Annotated in this window: 8 protein-coding genes; 7 read left to right on the top strand and 1 reads right to left on the bottom strand. The window is 66.4% G+C overall.

Annotated features, from left to right (window positions below):
* Positions 1 to 91: 91 nt before the first annotated feature.
* Both CSW59_RS03055 and CSW59_RS03045 read left to right on the top strand, forming a co-directional pair.
* Positions 92 to 721, top strand: coding sequence for a glutathione S-transferase family protein (locus CSW59_RS03055; RefSeq protein ID WP_099442636.1), 630 nt, complete (start codon positions 92 to 94; stop codon positions 719 to 721).
* Between the two features lie 668 nt (positions 722 to 1,389).
* On the top strand, positions 1,390 to 2,871 hold the full coding sequence (locus tag CSW59_RS03045) for an NAD(P)/FAD-dependent oxidoreductase (RefSeq protein ID WP_099442635.1): 1,482 nt from the start codon (positions 1,390 to 1,392) through the stop codon (positions 2,869 to 2,871).
* Positions 2,872 to 2,881: 10 nt separating this feature from the next.
* Here the strand turns inward: CSW59_RS03045 and CSW59_RS20720 are convergent, their stop codons facing one another.
* The gene (locus CSW59_RS20720) at positions 2,882 to 3,049 is read right to left on the bottom strand and encodes a hypothetical protein (protein WP_161495014.1); all 168 of its coding nucleotides are present in this window, start codon (positions 3,047 to 3,049) and stop codon (positions 2,882 to 2,884) included.
* 210 nt (positions 3,050 to 3,259) lie between these two features.
* Here CSW59_RS20720 and CSW59_RS03035 point away from each other — a divergent pair, with 210 nt between their 5' ends.
* The 5 genes from CSW59_RS03035 (at position 3,260) to CSW59_RS21125 (ending at position 15,698) form a co-directional block, all read left to right on the top strand.
* Positions 3,260 to 4,618: a sugar MFS transporter gene (locus tag CSW59_RS03035; protein WP_099442633.1), complete on the top strand. Its 1,359-nt coding sequence runs from the start codon at positions 3,260 to 3,262 to the stop codon at positions 4,616 to 4,618.
* A 159-nt stretch (positions 4,619 to 4,777) separates the two neighbouring features.
* Positions 4,778 to 6,124 carry a dicarboxylate/amino acid:cation symporter gene (locus tag CSW59_RS03030; RefSeq protein ID WP_099442632.1) on the top strand — a complete coding sequence of 449 codons (1,347 nt, stop codon included), beginning with the start codon at positions 4,778 to 4,780 and terminating at the stop codon, positions 6,122 to 6,124.
* Between the two features lie 71 nt (positions 6,125 to 6,195).
* On the top strand, positions 6,196 to 8,499 hold the full coding sequence (locus CSW59_RS03025) for a glycoside hydrolase family 3 N-terminal domain-containing protein (protein ID WP_099442631.1): 2,304 nt from the start codon (positions 6,196 to 6,198) through the stop codon (positions 8,497 to 8,499).
* 369 nt (positions 8,500 to 8,868) lie between these two features.
* Positions 8,869 to 14,439 carry an ice nucleation protein gene (locus CSW59_RS21645; protein ID WP_304441812.1) on the top strand — a complete coding sequence of 1,857 codons (5,571 nt, stop codon included), beginning with the start codon at positions 8,869 to 8,871 and terminating at the stop codon, positions 14,437 to 14,439.
* A gap of 20 nt (positions 14,440 to 14,459) precedes the next feature.
* The gene (locus CSW59_RS21125) at positions 14,460 to 15,698 is read left to right on the top strand and encodes an ice nucleation protein (protein ID WP_236632143.1); all 1,239 of its coding nucleotides are present in this window, start codon (positions 14,460 to 14,462) and stop codon (positions 15,696 to 15,698) included.
* Positions 15,699 to 15,748: the final 50 nt, after the last annotated feature.

Genomic DNA, 15,748 nt, shown 5'->3' with positions numbered 1-15,748 from the left:
TCCCTCAAACGTTCGTTCTAATCATTGAGGCCACCTTAAACGCAGGCTAAGCCGAAGGGCCACCGGCATTTGCGTCAGCGGAGGACAGAGCATGGAACTCGTGATCGGCACCAAGCGGTGGTCAAGCTGGTCGCTGCGCCCCTGGCTGGCCCTAAAGCGCACCGGACAGTCTTTCAAGGAGACCGAGATCGAGCTGCGGCGGGGCGAGGCAACGACCGCTGACATCGCCGCCTATTCCCCCAGCAAGCTCGCGCCGGCCCTGAAGGACGGCGACCTGGTGGTCTGGGACTCGCTGGCGATCTGCGAGTACCTGGCCGAGAAATTTCCGGAGGCCAAGCTCTGGCCGGCCGATCCGGCGCTGCGGGCGCTGGGGCGATCGGCCGCCGCCGAGATGCATTCGGGCTTCCAGTCCCTGCGGAGCGAGTGCCCGATGGCCTTGGGCGAAGCGCCGCGCAAGCTGGACATCTCGGAGGCCACCCAGAAGGACGTCCGCAAAATCGTCGAGCGCTGGAACCAGCTGCTCAAGCGCTCCGGCGGGCCGTTCCTGCTGGGCGAATGGTCGATCGCCGACGCCTTCTTCACGCCCGTGGCGACGCGGTTCCGGACCTATGAGATCCACCCGTCCGACTATGGCGACACGGGCGCGGCCGGCGCCTATGCCGAGCGGCTGCTGGAGACGCCGGAATTTCTGGACTGGGAGCGCAGCGCACGGGCGGGGTAGGGCGGCCACCGCCGCAGGCCCCCACCTGACCACGCTGCGCGTGGTCGTCCGCCCCCAAAGGGGGCAGAAGGAAACGCGGGCCTTCTTCCCCCTCCGGGGGAGGGGCGCGTCAGCGCGGAGGGGGCAAGTACGGGGATTGGAGCGCCTGTATGCTCGGCGTATCCGAAATGGAACCCAACAATTTCAACGACTTCTCACTTTTACACGCCGCTGGATCATCCGCGTTGAATCGCCCCGCATACTCTTCCTTACCCGATGGCTAGGAAGGGACGTCCGGCCGGCGATCGTGACGGCTGTCGGGGGTGGTCGAGCGGGATCTAGGTTCGGGCTGAAATCGCCCGGACGGTCCGGGGACCGGGTCGCCAGCCCGGCCCGCCCGTCGGGGGCCTCTTTCGGAAGCGGGTTAAAACCCCGCGCGTCGAGGGCTCACCGGATAACGACTGCGCGGAGCGTCTGGCTTCGTCGAAACGGTACTCACTACGAACACCTCCGGACGGATGTCCGGCGCTCCGCGTCCCTTCCATCCCTTCAGCGGTCACGCCGCGTGAAGCGGCGAAGTCGCGACCAATCGTCTCGATTCACGATTAACAGCCATTTCACTACGCCTCGCGACACGGCCTTAACCAAGCCGCCCCATGCTGTATCGAAACGGGACTTTGGAGGGGCGCATGGCCCAGCACGTGGAGACCCTGGTGATCGGGGCGGGGCCGGCGGGCCTCACGACCGCCTACACCCTGGCCAAGGCTGGCCGGGCCGTGACCGTGCTGGAGATGGACGCCGCTCGCGTGGGGGGCGTGGCTCGCACCCTCGACTACAAGGGCCTGAAGTTCGACATCGGCGGCCATCGGTTCTTCTCGCGCAATCCCGAGGTTCTGGACCTGTGGCGGGAAATCCTGCCCGAAGGCTTCGTGGAGCGGCCGCGTCGCTCGCGCATCTACTATCAGGGCCGTTTCTACGCGTTCCCCTTGAGGGCCTTCCAGGCGCTGGCCAATCTGGGGCCCTGGATGGCGGCCAAGTGCGTGGCTTCGTTCGCCTGGGCCAGGGTCAAGCCCATCAAGCAGCCCGAGAGCTTCCGCGACTGGGTCCGCAACCATTTCGGCGAGACGCTGTTTTCGACCTTCTTCAAGTCTTACGCCGAGAAGGTGTGGGGCATGAGCTGCGAGGAGCTGTCGGCCGACTGGGCCCGTCAGCGCATCCGGGGGCTGAACCTCGGAACGGCGATCATGGACGGCGTCCGGCGGTCTCTGGGTCTGCGGCGAAAGACGCCTGTCGCCGCGCCGACCAAGACCTTGAGTGAGCGCTTCCTCTATCCCCGCCAAGGCGCGGGCATGGTCTGGGAGGCTTGCGCCGACAAGGTCATGGCGCTGGGGGGCGACGTTCGCCTGGGCCGTCGGGTCGATGGCCTGCACTACGACAAGCTGGCGCGCATCTGGACCGTCTCGGTCGCCTGCGCCGATGGCCGCAAGGAAATCTACACGGCCGACAATGTGGTCTCCTCGGCGCCAATCCGCGAGCTGATGCAGTCGATCAGCCCGACCCCGATGAGCGTCTTCCACGCCGGCGAACTGATGTATCGGGACTTCTTGACCGTCGTGCTGATCGGCAAGCCGCGTAAGGCGCCGCCAGACACCTGGGTCTATGTCCACGACGCCTCGGTGGAGGTCGGCCGCGTGCGCGACCTGCGCGCCTGGTCGCCGGAGATGATCCCCGAGGGTGTCGAGGCAGCCTTGGGCCTGGAGTATTTCTGCTTCGAGGGCGACGCCCTCTGGTCGTTGTCCGACGCTGAGCTGATCGCCAAGGCCAAGGCCGAGATCGCCCGTATTGGCCTGATGGATCTCGACGCCGTCGAGGACGCCTGCGTCGCCCGCCAGCGCAAGGCCTATCCCGTCTATGACGAGGCCTATGCCGAGCATGTCCGGATGATCCGTCTTGACCTGAAGATGCACTATCCGGGCCTGCATCTGGTGGGCCGCAATGGCATGCACCGCTATGGCGACCAGGACCGCGCCATGATGACCGGGGTGCTGACGGCCGAGAACATCATCGCCGGCGAACGCCTTCACGACGTCTGGGACGTCGACGAGAACGCCGTCTATGAGCGTCCGACGATCCGGACCCTGCGGCCAACTCCCCAGAGGGCGGCGGCTTGAGCGGGCGGGCTCAGGCCCTGATTCCGCCCACCGGCGTCTGCTCCGGCTTTTGGCGCTTCGATTCGCCGATCAACCAGGCGGCGCCCCAGCAGGCCAGGCTCTCGATGGCGTCGGCCAGTCCGGCCATCGCGGCCAGCACGAAGAGCCCTGAAATCAACACGACCGCCAACGCCCACATGGAAAACGCCCGCATTCCCTGACCAAGCGGGGAGGGTGTTTTTTCGTTCCGGAGAGCGACGCCAAGGCCGCAAAAAATCAGACAAATGGTTGACAACGTTGTCACGCTTCCAATGAATGGCGCGTCCGCGCAAAGACGGACTCACGAACATCGTCGCTTAGGGAGTGCTCCAGTGATTGCGGTGCTGAATTTCAATTTCGGAGGCGTTCAATGAGCGACGCCGCGATCGCCAAGTCCTCGGCCCCGGGCGGAGGCGTCAAGCTGGCCATCGTCTATGTGACGTGCCTGTTCTTCATCTGGGCGCTGGTCACCAACCTGCTGGACCCGCTGCTGAAGACCATGAAGACGGTCTTCACCCTGACGCCGGTGGAAGCCAGCCTGACGGGCTTTGCCTTCTTCATCGCTTATGGCGTCATGTCGATGCCGTCGGCGGCGTTCCTGTCCAAGTTCGGCTACGCCAAGTCGGTCATGGTCGGCCTGGGCGGCATCGTCTTGGGCTGCTTCGTCGCCATCGCCGCAGCTAAGCTACACACCTTCGCCCTGGTGCTGACGGCCCTGTTCATCATGGCCTCGGGCATCACCCTGCTGCAGGTGGCGGCCAACCCGCTGATCGCCTCGATGGGCCGTCCCGAAGACAGCTCGTTCCGTTTGAACCTGTCGCAGGCGTTCAACTCCTTGGGCGCGGCCTGCGGCCTGTGGTTCGGCGCCAACTTCCTGCTCAAGGGCGAAATCTTCGAGAAGGACATCGCGATCACCGACGCCATGCGCGAGCAGGCGCTGGGCTTTGTCTCCAACGTTTATCTCGTGATCGGCGCGGGCCTGGCCCTGTTCATCCTGGCCATCTTCTTCGTGCGTCATCGGATCACTGAAGCCGCCCCGAAGACCGGTCACTTCGTCAACCCGCTGTCGGCCCTGTCGTCCAAGTGGGCGAACCTGGGGGCCATCGGCATCTTCCTTTATGTCGGCGCCGAGGTGGCGATCTCGCTGAACCTGCTGCTGTTCCTGGAAGAAGCGCACATTCTGAACATCCCGGCCGAGCAGGCCGGCAAGATGACCACTTTCTACATGGTCTTCGCCATGATCGGCCGTTTCGCCGGCTCGGCCCTGCTGAAAAAGTTCAAGGACTACTGGCTGCTGACGGCCGTGGCCGTGGGCGCGATCGCGCTGAGCCTGGTTGTGATCTTCACCAAGGACATGGTCCCCAGCCCGCACGCCGGCGACCTGAACCTGCTGCTGGCTACCGTTCCGTTGACCACGGGGCTGATCCCGGCCTTCGCCGCCCTGCTGATCGGCCTGTTCAACTCGATCATGTTCCCGACCATCTTCACCCTGACCCTGCAGCGCTCGTCGGCTCCGGCCTCGGCGACCTCGGGCCTGCTGTGCATGGCCATCGTCGGCGGCGCCTTCCTGCCGCTGGCCTTCGCCAAGATCGAGGAGATGACGGGCTCGAAGTCGCTGGCCTTCATCGCCCCGCTGCTCTGCTACGTCTACGTCCTGTGGTTCGCGCTGGTGTCCAAGAACGCCCCGACCCACGATATCGAGGACGAAGCGGTGGGCGCGGGCCACTAACGCCGCGAGATCCGTCCGAAAAGCGCCCCGGAAGGCTTCGGCTTTCCGGGGTTTCTTTTTGTCCGATCAGTTTTCCTGAAAGCGCCTATCGAAAAACCTTGGTCGTAATTCCCAGTGCTCGACACGACATTGGACGGTCTTACGAGTGAAGGAACGCGCATGGTCGCCGCCCAATCCAAGAGCCGCCGTTACATCAGCGGTTTCGGCGTTCAGGTCCTGGTCGCCATGGCGATCGGCCTGGGCCTTGGCCTGCTGGCCCGCCACTTGGGACCGGCCGAAGGGCAGGGCGGCTATGCGCTGGCCGAGACCCTGCACCAGGTCGGCGCGATCTTCGTCCAGCTGCTGCGCACCCTGGTTCCCCCGCTGGTCTTCACCGCCATCGTCGCCAGCATCGCCAACATCGCCCAGCTGCAGAACGCCGCACGCCTCGTTTGGCGCACCCTCTTCTGGTTCGCGGTCACGGCGCTGATCGCGGTGCTGATCGGCATCGCCCTGGGCCTGATCCTTCAGCCGGGCCTGCACACCACGGTCGAAGCGGCCGCCGCCAAGGCGCCCAAGACCCACGGCTCGTGGCTCGATTTCCTGACCGGCCTCGTCCCGGTCAACATCCTGGGCCTGGCCGCCTCGACCAAGATCAGCGACGTCGGCGCGGCCTCGACCTCGCTGTCGTTCAACGTGCTGCAGATCGTCGTCATCGCGCTGGTCACGGGCGTCGCGGCGCTGAAGGTCGGCGAGGCGGGCGAGGCCTTCCTCAAGTTCAACGCCTCGGCCTTGGCCATCGTGCGCAAGGTGCTTTGGTGGGTCATCCGCCTGACCCCGATCGGCACCATCGGCCTGTTCGGCAACGCGGTGGCCCAATACGGCTGGACGACGCTGGGCCAGCTCGGCGCCTTCACCGGCGCGATCTATATCGGCCTCGGCTTGGTGCTGCTGGTCGTCTATCCGAGCATCCTGGCCATGAATGGCCTCAATCCCATCAAGTTTTTCCAGGGCGCCTGGCCGGCGATCCAGCTGGCCTTCGTCTCGCGCTCCTCGGTCGGAACCCTGCCGGTGACCGAGGCTGTGACCGAGACGAGCCTGGGCGTGCCGCGCGCCTACGCCGCCTTCGCCGTGCCGCTGGGCGCGACGACCAAGATGGACGGCTGCGCGGCCATCTATCCGGCGATCGCGGCGATCTTCGTGGCCCAGTTCTTCGGTGTGCACCTGGCCTTGTCCGACTACTTCCTGATCGTCTTCGTCTCGGTGATCGGCTCGGCCGCCACGGCGGGCCTGACTGGCGCCACTGTGATGCTGACCCTGACCCTGTCGACCCTGGGCCTGCCGCTGGAAGGCGCGGGCCTGCTGCTGGCCATCGACCCGATCCTCGACATGGGCCGCACGGCCGTGAACGTCGCCGGCCAGGCCTTGGTGCCCACGATCGTCGCCAAGCGCGAGGGCATCCTGGACCTTGAGGTTTACAACGCCGCTCGGGTCCCGGCCGAGGCGGGACTGATCGCCGCGGAATAGGCTTGGCCGGTTGCGCCGCAAGGCTTTAGCGGCGAGTTTGCGCGCCTCGTAAAGCGTCCCCGGGGGATTCCATGGTTCTGAAGACGGCGAACGGCGGCCCGGAAGGGCCGAGCCGGCGTGGATTCTTGTCCGGCGCCGCCGCTCTTGCGGGTCTCTCCGTCACCGCGCCATGCGCCTTCGCCAGGGCTTCGGATCGTGTCGAGGCCCTGCTGGCCCAGATGACGATCGAGGAGAAGGCCGGGCAGCTCTCGTGCTTCGCCGACATGATCCGACCACCGATCGGCGACATGAATCCGCTGGTCAACATCCGCAACGCCCAGGCTCTGACGGCCGAGATCAAGGCCGGGCGCATCGGCGTCCTGATGAACGGCGTCGGCGCCCAGGCCGCGCTCGACACCCAGAAGGCCGCGGTCGAGGGCTCACGCCTGAAGATCCCGCTGCTGTTCGCCGCCGATGTGATCCACGGCTTCCGCACCGTCTTCCCGATCCCGCTGGCCGAGGCCGCCAGCTTCGATCCGCATCTGGCCGAGCGCACGGCCCGGGCCGCCGCTTCCGAAGCGAGCGCTTCAGGTCTGCACTGGACCTTCGCGCCGATGGTCGACGTCGCCCGTGACCAGCGCTGGGGCCGTGTGGCCGAGGGCTCGGGCGAGGATCCCTATCTCGGCGAGGTCATGGCCGCCGCGCGGGTCCGAGGCTTCCAGGGCAAGGACCTCAAGGCCGACGACAGCATGCTGGCCACGCCCAAGCACTTCGCCGCCTATGGCGCAGTGGCGGCGGGCCTTGAGTACAATTCGGTCGAACTGTCCGAGGCCACGCTGCGGGAAGTTCACCTGCCGCCGTTCCAAGCCGCCTTTGCCGCCGGCGCGATGACCGTCATGGCGGCCTTCAACGATGTGAACGGCGTCCCGGCCACCGCCAACAAGCATCTGCTGACCGACATCCTACGGGGCGAATGGGGCTTCAAGGGCGTGGTCATCTCCGACTACACCTCCGACCAGGAACTGGTGGCGCATGGCTACGCCGCCGACGATCGCGACGCCGCGCGCCTGGCGATCCTGGCCGGCGTCGACATCAGCATGCAGAGTGGGCTCTACATCCGCTACCTGCCCGAGCTCGTCGCCTCGGGCGCCGTGCCGATGGCGGTGGTCGACGCTGCGGTGCGTCGCGTGTTGGCGCTGAAGGAGGCGGTCGGCCTCTTCGACAATCCCTATCGCTCGTTGGATCCTGCCGCCGAGCGCGCTCGCACGGCGACGCCCGCCCTGCGCGCGCTCAGTCGCGAGTCCGGGGCCAGGTCGATCGTCCTTCTGAAGAACGACAAGAAGCTGCTGCCCCTGCCCAAGGCGGGTAAGCGCCTGGCCTTGATCGGGCCTTTTGGCGACGACCGCGACAACGTGCTTGGCGCCTGGGGCGGGTTCTTCGCCGACAAGTCCCTGAACGTCGACCTTGCGACCGGGCTTCGGGCCCAGCTTGCCGATCCGGCCAGCCTCACGGTGGAGCGCGGCTCGGACATCGAGGCGCCGATCGCCGGCGGCATAGAGCGGGCGGTCGCCGCCGCCCAGGTCGCTGACATCGTTCTTCTGGCGATCGGTGAGAGCGAGACAATGACCGGCGAGGCCAAGTCCCGCACGGACATCCGTATCCCGCCGGCCCAGCAGCGCCTGGCCGAGGCCGTAGCGGCGACCGGAAAGCCCGTCGTCGTGCTGCTGCGTCATGGCCGCGCCCTGGCCTTGGAAGGTCCGGTGCGCGACGCGCCGGCGATCCTGGCGACCTGGTTCCTGGGCAGCGAGATGGGTCACGCTGTCGCCGATGTTCTGTTCGGCGCGGTCAATCCGTCGGGCCGCCTGCCGGTCAGCTTTCCGCTCGACAGCGGTCAGCAGCCATTCTTCTATAATAGCCGACCGACGGGGCGCCCCGCGCCGGCTGACCCGAACGCTCAGGAGTACAAGTCCCGCTGGCGCTCGATCCGCAATGACGCGCTATATCCCTTCGGCTTTGGGCTTGGATATGCGTCGTTCGCCGTGAGTGACCTGCGCATGAGCGCTGACAAGCTGGGCTGGCACGAGACGCTTCACGTGACGGTGAAGGTCCGCAACACGGGATCGGTGCACGGCGAGCATGTCGTACAGCTCTACATTCGCGATCGCGTCGCCAGTCGCACGCGGCCTGTCCGTGAACTGAAGGGCTTCCAACGGGTGTCGCTGGCGCCGGGCAACGAGCGAGAGGTCCGCTTCGAGCTTCGACGCGAGAACCTGATGTTCGTCGGCGACAACGACTACTGGGTCGTTGAGCCTGGGGTTTTCGATCTGTGGGTGGCCAGCTGCGCGACGGACGGTCTCGCCGCGAGCTTCGAGCTGCAACCTGCTGCTTTGGGCTGATAATCGAATCGCATCGACGAGTGTCGAGCCAAATATGCGGCGATGTTATACAGCTTTCATGGTCGAAAGCGTTCGCCCGACACGGGAGTTCCGGTGTCGCTCACGCCTCGCTCTGATGGCCCAGGTTTTCATCAGGCCTTTGTCCTAAAACGGTTTTGCCGAATCCTGAGGCCCGGTCCAACAAGACCTTGCTCAACGAGGGGCGACGGCCTTCGCCTGCGGCGGCATGTCCTGTTGTAAGGACTTGGAAACAAAATATCGTTAGCCTTACAGGGCGAAGTGTGGGTGGGGCGCTGCATCGGGGGGCGTCTTTCTGCTTTGTATTTAGATGACGCGTTGCACGCGCGCGTCCGTCAGAAGGATGGATGAATGTCGATCTCGGGCCTCTCGACCGCTCAAATTTCGGCGCTGTCGGTCACTGCTATCCAGGCGCTCTCGACCACCGACATTCAGTCGCTGAGCACCTCGCAAGTCGCGGCCATCAGCGCGACCGGGATTGGCGCGCTCGCCGGCACCCAAGTCGCGGCGCTGAGCACGACTCAGGTCAAGGCGCTCACGACCACACAGATTCCGAAGTTCGCGACTTCCGTTGCTTTTAACGGCACCCAGCTACAGCAACTCTCCACCCAGCAGGTTCAGGCGCTGACCTCGACGCAGCTGGCGGCGCTCGACACATCCCGCATTTCCGTTCTTAGCGCGACGCAGCTCGGCGCTTTGTCTTCGGCGAATTTCTCGGTGCTGGACGCCACCCAAGTCGGCGCTCTGAACACCACCCAGATCCAGGGCGTTACCGCCTCTCAGTTGAAGGGGCTGTCGGCGGCGGACATTGGCGAATTCGCCAGCACCCAGATCGCGGCGATCGCGACTGATCGTCTGGCGGCCATCAGCTCGACGGCCGTTTCGGCGATGAGCAGCACCCAGGTCGGGGCGCTCAGCACGACGCAGATCAGCTCGCTCAGCGTCACCCAGATCAAGGGTCTGAACACGACCGACGTCGGCGAGCTGTCCGCCGCGCAAGTCGGCGCGCTGACCGCCGCTCAAATGGCCTCCATGGCCTCGGCTTCCTTCTCGGCGCTGAACTCAACCCAGGTCGGCGCTCTGTCGACGACGCAAGTCCGCAGCATTACCATTGACCAGATCAAAGGGCTGAGCTCCACGGACGTTGGTCAGTTCACCGGCACCCAGATCGCGGCGCTGAGCGTGGCGCAGGTCGGCGCCCTCGTCGCGACCCAGACCGGACTCCTGTCGACGACCCAGATCAGCAGCCTGGCGACGACGCAGGTGGCGGCTTTGGCGACCTCGGTGGTTACCGGGCTGAACGCCACCCAGGTGGGGGCGCTGAGCGCCAACCAAGTCAAGGCCTTGACGACGGCGCAGCTTGGCGCGCTGTCGACGACGGACATGGGCGAGCTGGCGACGACGCAGGTGTCGGCGCTGACGACGGCGCAACTGACGGCGCTGTCCTCGAGCAACATCTCGGCGCTGACGAGCACGCAGGTTGGCGCGCTGGCGACGACGCAGATCCAGGCGCTGACGACGTCGCAGCTGAAGGGTCTGACGACGACGGATATTGGCGAGCTGGCGACGACGCAGGTGTCGGCGCTGACGACGCCGCAGCTGACGGCGCTGGGGGGCAACATCTCGGCGTTCAACGCCACCCAGACGGCGGCGTTGACGACGACGCAGATCAAGGGTCTGACGACCGATCAGGTCAAGAACCTGACGACGACCGACATCGGTGAGCTGACGACGACCCAGATCGGCGCGCTGAGCGCGGCGCAGATGGGGGCGCTGACTGCGACCAACGTCTCGGCGCTGACGAGCACGCAGGTTGGGGCGCTGGCCAATACGCAGGTGGCGGCGCTGTCGACGACGCAGCTGAGCGGCCTGTCGACCACGGACGTCGGCGAGCTGTCGAGCACGCAGGTTGGGGCGCTGTCGGCGCTGCAAATCGGGGCGCTGAAGGACACGCAAGTCCAGCAGCTGTCGACGACGCAGATCGCGGGCCTGTCCTCGACGCAGGTCGGTGCGATCAGCACCACCAACATCAAGCTGCTGAACGCCACGCAGATCGGTGCGCTGACGACCACGCAGGTCAAGGGCCTGACGGTGGCTCAGGCGGGCGCGCTGACGACGACCAATGTCGCGGCCCTGGCCACGACCCAAATCTCGACGCTGTCGACGGCCCAGGTTGCGGCGCTGTCTTCGACCAACATCTCGGCGCTGAACTCGACCCAGGTTGGGGCGCTGGCCACGACGCAGGTTCAAGCTCTGACGACGTCGCAGCTGAAGGGTCTGACGACGACGGACATCGGCGAGCTGACGACGACCCAGGTCGGGGCGCTTGGCACGACGCAGGTAGCGGCGCTGACGACGACGGCGTTCTCGGCGCTGAACGCCACCCAGGTGGGTTCGCTGTCGACGAGCCAGGTCAGGGCGCTGACGGCTGATCAGGTCAAGAACCTGACGACGACCGACATCGGCGAGCTGACCACGACCCAGGTCGGTGCGCTGACAACGGCGCAGGTCGCGGGGCTGACGACGACGGCGTTCTCGGCGCTGAACGCCACGCAAGTGGGGGCGCTGACGACCACGCAGGTCAAGGCGCTGACGACCACCCAGGTCAAGAACCTGACGACCACCGACATCGGTGAGCTGACCGCAACCCAGGTCGGCGCGTTGAGCGCTGCCCAGATCGGCGTGTTGGCCACGACCCAGGCCGCGCAGCTGTCGACGACCCAGATCAGCAGCCTGGCGACGACGCAGGTGGCGGCTTTGGCGACCTCGGTGGTTACCGGGCTGAACGCCACTCAGGTGGGGGCGCTGAGCGCCAACCAGGTCAAGGCCTTGACGACGGCGCAGCTTGGCGCGCTGTCGACGACGGACATGGGCGAGCTGGCGACGACGCAGGTGTCGGCGCTGACGACGGCGCAACTGACGGCGCTGTCCTCGAGCAACATCTCGGCGCTGACGAGCACGCAGGTTGGCGCGCTGGCGACGACGCAGATCCAGGCGCTGACGACGTCGCAGCTGAAGGGTCTGACGACGACGGATATTGGCGAGCTGGCGACGACCCAGGTGTCGGCGCTGACGACGCCGCAGCTGACGGCGCTGGGGGCCAACATCTCGGCGTTCAACGCCACCCAGACGGCGGCGTTGACGACGACGCAGATCAAGGGTCTGACGACCGATCAGGTCAAGAACCTGACGACGACCGACATCGGTGAGCTGACGACGACCCAGATCGGCGCGCTGAGCGCGGCGCAGATGGGGGCGCTGACCGCGACCAACGTCTCGGCGCTGACGAGCACGCAGGTTGGGGCGCTGGCCAATACGCAGGTGGCGGCGCTGTCGACGACGCAGCTGAGCGGCCTGTCGACCACGGACGTCGGCGAGCTGTCGAGCACGCAGGTTGGGGCGCTGTCGGCGCTGCAAATCGGGGCGCTGAAGGACACGCAAGTCCAGCAGCTGTCGACGACGCAGATCGCGGGCCTGTCCTCGACGCAGGTCGGTGCGATCAGCACCACCAACATCAAGCTGCTGAACGCCACGCAGATCGGTGCGCTGACGACCACGCAGGTCAAGGGCCTGACGGTGGCTCAGGCGGGGGCTCTGACGACGACCAATGTCGCGGCCTTGGCCACGACCCAGATCTCGACGCTGTCGACGGCCCAGGTTGCGGCGCTGTCTTCGACCAACATCTCGGCGCTGAACTCGACCCAGGTTGGGGCGCTGGCCACGACGCAGGTTCAGGCTCTGACGACGTCGCAGCTGAAGGGTCTGACGACGACGGACATCGGCGAGCTGACGACGACCCAGGTCGGGGCGCTTGGCACGACGCAGGTAGCGGCGCTGACGACGACGGCGTTCTCGGCGCTGAACGCCACCCAGGTGGGTTCGCTGTCGACGAGCCAGGTCAGGGCGCTGACGGCTGATCAGGTCAAGAACCTGACGACGACCGACATCGGCGAGCTGACGACGACCCAGGTCGGTGCGCTGACAACGGCGCAGGTCGCGGGGCTGACGACGACGGCGTTCTCGGCGCTGAACGCCACGCAAGTGGGGGCGCTGACGACCACGCAGGTCAAGGCGCTGACGACCGACCAGGTCAAGAACCTGACGACCACCGACATCGGTGAGCTGACCGCAACCCAGGTCGGCGCGTTGAGCGCTGCCCAGATCGGCGTGTTGGCCACGACCCAGGCCGCGCAGCTGTCGACGACCCAGATCAGCAGTCTGGCGACGACGCAGGTGGCGGCTTTGGCGACCTCGGTGGTCACCGGGCTGAACGCCACCCAGGTGGGGGCGCTGAGCGCCAACCAGATCAAGGCCTTGACGACGGCGCAGCTTGGCGCGCTGTCGACGACGGACATGGGCGAGCTGGCGACGACGCAGGTGTCGGCGCTGACGACGGCGCAACTGACGGCGCTGTCCTCGAGCAACATCTCGGCGCTGACGAGCACGCAGGTTGGCGCGCTGGCGACGACGCAGATCCAGGCGCTGACGACGTCGCAGCTGAAGGGGCTGACGACGACGGATATTGGCGAGCTGGCGACGACCCAGGTGTCGGCGCTGACGACGCCGCAGCTGACGGCGCTGGGGGCCAACATCTCGGCGTTCAACGCCACCCAGACGGCGGCGTTGACGACGACGCAGATCAAGGGTCTGACGACCGATCAGGTCAAGAACCTGACGACGACCGACATCGGTGAGCTGACGACGACCCAGATCGGCGCGCTGAGCGCGGCGCAGATGGGGGCGCTGACTGCGACCAACGTCTCGGCGCTGACGAGCACGCAGGTTGGGGCGCTGGCCAATACGCAGGTGGCGGCGCTGTCGACGACGCAACTGAGCGGCCTGTCGACCACGGACGTCGGCGAGCTGTCGAGCACGCAGGTTGGGGCGCTGTCGGCGCTGCAAATCGGGGCGCTGAAGGACACGCAAGTCCAGCAGCTGTCGACGACGCAGATCGGGGGCCTGTCCTCGACGCAGGTCGGTGCGATCAGCACCACCAACATCAAGCTGCTGAACGCCACGCAGATCGGTGCGCTGACGACCACGCAGGTCAAGGGCCTGACGGTGGCTCAGGCGGGCGCGCTGACGACGACCAATGTCGCGGCCCTGGCCACGACCCAGATCTCGACGCTGTCGACGGCCCAGGTTGCGGCGCTGTCTTCGACCAACATCTCGGCGCTGAACTCGACCCAGGTTGGGGCGCTGGCCACGACGCAGGTTCAAGCTCTGACGACGTCGCAGCTGAAGGGGCTGACGACGACGGACATTGGCGAGCTGACGACGACCCAGGTCGGGGCGCTTGGCACGACGCAGGTAGCGGCGCTGACGACGACGGCGTTCTCGGCGCTGAACGCCACCCAGGTGGGTTCGCTGTCGACGAGCCAGGTCAGGGCGCTGACGCCAGACCAGGTCAAGAACCTGACGACGACGGACATTGGCGAGCTGACGACGACCCAGGTCGGTGCGCTGACAACGGCGCAGGTCGCGGGGCTGACGACGACGGCGTTCTCGGCGCTGAACGCCACGCAAGTGGGGGCGCTGACGACCACGCAGGTCAAGGCGCTGACGACCGACCAGGTCAAGAACCTGACGACCACTGACATCGGTGAGCTGACCACGACCCAGATCGGCGCGCTGAGCGTGGCGCAGATGGGGGCGCTGACGCCGGCCAACGTCTCGGCGCTGACGAGCACGCAGGTGGGGGCGCTGGCCACGACGCAGGTTGCGGGGCTGTCGACGACGCAGCTGAGTGGTCTGTCGGTGACGGATGTCGGCGAGCTGACGAGCACGCAGGTTGGGTCGCTGACGGCGCTGCAGGTCGGGGCGCTGAAGGACACGCAAGTCCAGCAGCTGTCGACGACGCAGATCGGGGCCTGTCTTCGACGCAGCTGGGGGCGATCACCACCACCAACATCAAGCTGCTGAACACCACGCAGATCGGGGCGTTGACCACCACGCAGCTCAAGGGCCTGTCCGTGGCTCAGGCGGGTGCTCTGACGACGACCAATGTCGGGGCCCTGGCCACGACCCAGGTCTCGGCCTTGAGCTCGACCCAGTTGGCGGCTGTCAGCGAGACCAGCTTCTCGGCGCTGAACGCCACTCAGGTCGGCGCTCTGGCTGACACGCACATCAAGGCGCTGACGGCCTCGCAGCTGAAAGGCCTGACGACGACCGACATGGGCGAACTGTCGACCACCCAGCTAGCGACGCTGTCGGTTGCGCAGATGGCCTCGCTGTCGCCCACCAACGTCTCGGCGCTGAACAGCACCCAGACCGCGGCGTTGACGACGACGCAGATCAAGGGCCTGACGACCACGCAGCTAGGCGGGCTGTCGACGACCGATCTTGGCGAACTGACCACCACCCAGGTCGGCGCGCTGACCACGGCGCAGCTGAACTTCCTGGGCTCCAACGTCTCGGCGTTCAACGCGACGCAGATGGCCGCGCTGACGACGACGCAGATCAAGGGGCTGACGAACACGCAGCTGAGTGGGCTGACGACCACCGACATTGGTGAGCTGACCACGACCCAGGTCGAGTCCTTGAGCGCGGCGCAGGTCGGCCTGCTGGCCACAACCCAGGCCGCGCAGCTGTCGACGACCCAGCTGGGAGCCCTGAGCGCGACGCAGGTTGGGGCGCTGACGACGACGGCGTTCTCGGCGCTGGACGCCACGCAGGTGGGGACGCTGAGCACCACCCAGCTCAAGGGGCTGACCACGGCTCAACTGGGGGCGTTGACGACGACGGACGTTGGCGAGCTGAGGACCACTCAGATCTCGTCGTTGGCGACCACCCAGGTGGCGGCGCTCAGCGCGACCAGTCTGTCCGCTCTGAACACGACACAGGCCGTCGCTCTGACCACTACCCAGGTCAAGGCGCTGACCAGCACCCAGCTGAAGGGCCTGTCCGCGACGGATATCGGCGAGTTGGCTAGCACCCAGGTGGGGGCGCTGACGTCGAGCCAGGTCGGCCAGCTTACCACTACGGTGATCGCCGCCCTGACGACCACGCAGATGGGCATGCTGCAGGCCACCCAAATCCCCGGCCTGACGACTACCCAGCTCGACTTCCTGTCGACGACGAACATCGAGGCGCTGACCAGCACTCAGGCCAACGCTCTGACCCAGACCCAGGTCCAGAGCCTGAGCAATGATCAAGTCACCTCGTACGTGAAGGTCATCTAGTAAGGTTCCTGCCGTCCGCGTCTTGAAGCGCGGACGGCAGGCGCCGATTT

This window comes from Caulobacter sp. BP25 (genome assembly GCF_002737755.1).
Taxonomy (GTDB): domain Bacteria; phylum Pseudomonadota; class Alphaproteobacteria; order Caulobacterales; family Caulobacteraceae; genus Caulobacter.
Note: the sequence above shows the minus strand (reverse complement) of the source record. Positions and strands in the feature narration are given on the sequence as shown.